Source organism: Nostoc sp., from assembly GCF_036917155.1.
In the GTDB taxonomy this organism is placed as follows: domain Bacteria; phylum Cyanobacteriota; class Cyanobacteriia; order Cyanobacteriales; family Nostocaceae; genus Nostoc.
Genome location: NZ_JBALDZ010000253.1, coordinates 1 through 3,527, shown reverse-complemented (window position 1 = coordinate 3,527; position 3,527 = coordinate 1). Strand labels below are relative to the sequence as shown.

The window sequence follows — 3,527 nt, the reverse complement described above, 5'->3', positions numbered from 1 at the left end:
CCAGCAGGACTTTCACGAGGCTCATTGGGTAACACTCCTGGACTTGTGAGTGGGAAAAAGCGCGCCCAGTTATCAATGACGTGATGACTCGGTAGTGGCTCGAATCCTAATAAACTGTCATCGTCTGGGTTTTTATTATCGCTACCCGGGAAAATGCTAAAGCGTTTATCATTGTTGAGACGATAACCAAAGCGTACTCCAGAATGTCCAAAGCGGTAAGCTGCTACTACAAATTCGCGGGGTAAATTCTCGCGTTTGTCTTCTGTGTAAAGAGCATAGTTTTGGGCGCGCTGGTCACGAGTTTTGTCTTTTAGACCTTCTAGAACATTTGCGTTAACAATGCGCGGCAAAAAGTCTTCTATCACTATCTTTTGATAAGCCCAGCGTACTTCGTTTTGTGCTGCTTCAAACAAAGCAGTACCTGTCAGTTTCTGATCGTCTTGCAGTTTCTGATTGTCTTGTTTGAGCTTTGCTACTACTGCATTATGATACTTGACAAAAGACAATTGGATTTGACTAATGATCGAGTTTTCATCATTACGTTTGTCACCAACAATCGCGCGACCATTGGGGCTACGCAGTAGGTCTTGAACTGCCTGATTTTTAAAGTCTTCAACTAGCTTTGTATTACTGGCGGTAGGTTGAACCTGATTTTCAGTACCGTTTTTATATAAAAGAGTAGCCCCGTCCTCAGCGTATATAAAAGGGTTAGCATCAGGTCCGTCACCGTATAAAGAGTCCAAATCAAAACGTGGAGTCCGTAAGTTAGTTGGGAAACGCTCTTGAGAACCAATATCTGCTGGATTCAAAGATGATGTGTTGTCAAAGGTGAGATCGTGATCAATGAATTGACCAAAGTATGTATAACCTGCTGGTAACAGCAAATTTTCTTCAGGATCAGGACCATCTTTCACGGTATCTGGCTCTGACTTGATGCTGTTAGCAAGTTCTAGCAGTTCATGGGTCGCATAGCTTTTTGCTCTTAAAGGCAGTAAATGTGTAAATGCTTGTTCTCGTGTGCCGACGGAACCGTGACCAAATCCACTCATATAATGCTCCAAAATTAAGGTAAAGTTAATTGATTGAATGACTATTGCGTTAAAGCAATCTGCACTTGAGATTTCGATAAACTTATCAAAAGAAAGTGATTTTGACAGCTTTGACACTTTTGTAAGCAGAGATGGCATAGCCTAGTTGTCAAATTAATGTCGGCTAGGATGTATCCCTGTCTATCATCAGATTTCCTCCTTATAGATTTGTTTACTTTCTGAAAGCTTCTTATCACTCTTTAGGAAGAGACCAGAGTTTGATGGTTTTGTCGGCACTGCTGCTGGCTAGCATGTTTCCATGCGGTCTGAAAACTACTGACCGCACGCCTCGCTCATGCCCGATCAAATTCTCCAAGAGTTTGCCTTCAGGCAACCCCCATAACTTGATAGTGCTATCATTGCTACCACTAGCTAATCTCTTGCCATCGGGACTGAAAGCCACTGACCACACAACTCCTTCATGTCCAATTAGGGAGTGCAACAATTTACCAGTGGGCATTTGCCAGAGTTTGACTGTCCTATCAGCACTGCCACTCGCTAAAGTCCGTCCATCAGGGCTAAAAGCCACTGAGCGCACGGCTTGTGAATGACCATTCAGGGTTTGTAGAACAGCACCATCCATGATTCGCCAAATTTTGAGTGTGCCACCCTCATTGCCACTAGCTAAAGTCTGCCCATCCGGACTAAAAGCAACAGTTCTTACCCACTTTCCATCCAAGAACTGATGCACTTCTACGCCAGTCTGCATGTTCCAGATGCGGATGGTTTTGTCAGCACTACCACTGGCTAACCACTTTCCGTTGGGGCTGATGGCAACAGCTTCTACATCATCTGTATGGCCATCTAAAGTCCGAAGCAGTTGCCCCGTCTCCAGATTCCAGAGTTTAATCCGGTTATCCCAACTGCCACTAGCGAGCAGCTTGCTATCTGGACTGATGGCAAGGCTTACTACTGCATTGCCGTGTCCTTCTAAAGTATAAAGTAAGGTGTTACTAGCCAGATCCCAAATTTTTATTTTTTTATCGTAACTACCACTGGCGAGGAAGCGTCCATTAGGGCTAATTGCGAGGGCGTAAACCCAAGTTGAATTTCCTTGGAGAGAACGTAAGGGTTTAGTAGTTGTAACAGAGATAGTAGCAACAGTAGCGTTTCGGAAGTGGAAGAATAGGCTAGCACAACTGCTACCAACCAAGATTGTTAGGGTGCTGATTGCCAATGCTGCTGAAGATTTCCAGCTAATTTGTTTCGATCTCATAACGGGACATTCCTTGTGCGAGTGGGAGAATAATCTGACTTGCACCCACTGCGTAACGGTGTCGGAGACTAGCGGTACTATAGAGTAATTTTTTCTGGAATTTGAGATGATAAGGCTTTTTCTCTCGCTTTTTGTTGTTTATTTCGATGTTCAATCCAGCGTCGCATTAGAAATAAAAGGGTTGTCGTAACAATCCCTACTAGCGCAATCGGGGTTAAATAGCTCCAATGCTCTGACATTTTGTCCCAAACGTGCCAAGTGAGCAGGAACATGGCTAAGTAAGTCAGGGTATGTAATCGCTTCCAATTTTTTTTCAGTCTTTTGACACTCCAGTCATTAGAAGTAATTGCCAATAGGGTAAAAATTATGAAGGTAGATACACCCTGGATATAAATCCAATAAGTATTGGGATCTAAAAAATCAAGGTCTCTCTTTTTCACTAAGAGGAAACCGTGAAGCAAAGCCAAGCAGAAAGCCAGAATACCGATAAGTCTTCGATATTTTAACAGCCATTTGGGAAGGCTCGCTTGTTTAGTTTGAGGAAAAATTATTCTGAGATTCGTGGGCATTAAGGTAAGAATATAAGCTCCTAAAGCTAGAAATCCCAGGCTGTTTTCTAACGGTGCTGTATCGATTACTGTCATGACTAATCCTCATTAATTTTTCAATAAAAGCCACTTTTTTATAAGTTAAATATTTCCTACACCCAAAGGAGCGAGTCAGGTCAAAGCTTGCCAGCGTCAGACTGGTATATTTATCTAACTCCACTGTTAACTGAGTTAAAGCCTGAGATTTCCTGACTCATTTCTGACTTGTGACTACTTTTGTTATGACTTTTATCATGTAAGAATTGAACAGTCGTCATGAGAGGATGTTTGTAAAGCCTGGGTACTTCTGTAGAAGTATCTACGCCTAATTAGATATTTATGCAGTTTTGCAAAAACTGGATTGATTTTTTTCGTAAGACATACTTTTAAACGATTGTAATCCCACCCAAATCAGGTGTTTTTTGATAATATTCTTAATAAGTTTGCCCAGATGGAATCCATTTTTTGAGCCTTTTCTTCTTGTAATAAATGGCTCAAAAAATAAATAGAATTGCGTCCCAGACTCTCATCTTTACTTTCTTAGTGTCCATCCGATGGTTCAGGGCTTGGGGTTTCAACTTTCAAGTTGTCTCCCTGCTTGCTCACTGAAAAGTCCGGCTCACTTTTGCCAGTTTG

General features: G+C 42.1%; 3 protein-coding genes. All 3 read right to left on the bottom strand.

Translation table 11 applies throughout. From position 1 onward, the window contains the following. Positions 1 to 1,187: peroxidase family protein (locus tag V7K67_RS34245; protein WP_335170347.1), on the bottom strand; the 1,187-nt coding region annotated here is incomplete at its 3' end. Between the two features lie 94 nt (positions 1,188 to 1,281). Beyond that, on the bottom strand, positions 1,282 to 2,304 hold the full coding sequence (locus tag V7K67_RS34240) for a WD40 repeat domain-containing protein (RefSeq protein ID WP_335170345.1): 1,023 nt from the start codon (positions 2,302 to 2,304) through the stop codon (positions 1,282 to 1,284). Between the two features lie 77 nt (positions 2,305 to 2,381). Continuing rightward, positions 2,382 to 2,948 carry a ferric reductase-like transmembrane domain-containing protein gene (locus V7K67_RS34235; RefSeq protein WP_335170343.1) on the bottom strand — a complete coding sequence of 189 codons (567 nt, stop codon included), beginning with the start codon at positions 2,946 to 2,948 and terminating at the stop codon, positions 2,382 to 2,384. Positions 2,949 to 3,527 lie beyond the last annotated feature (579 nt).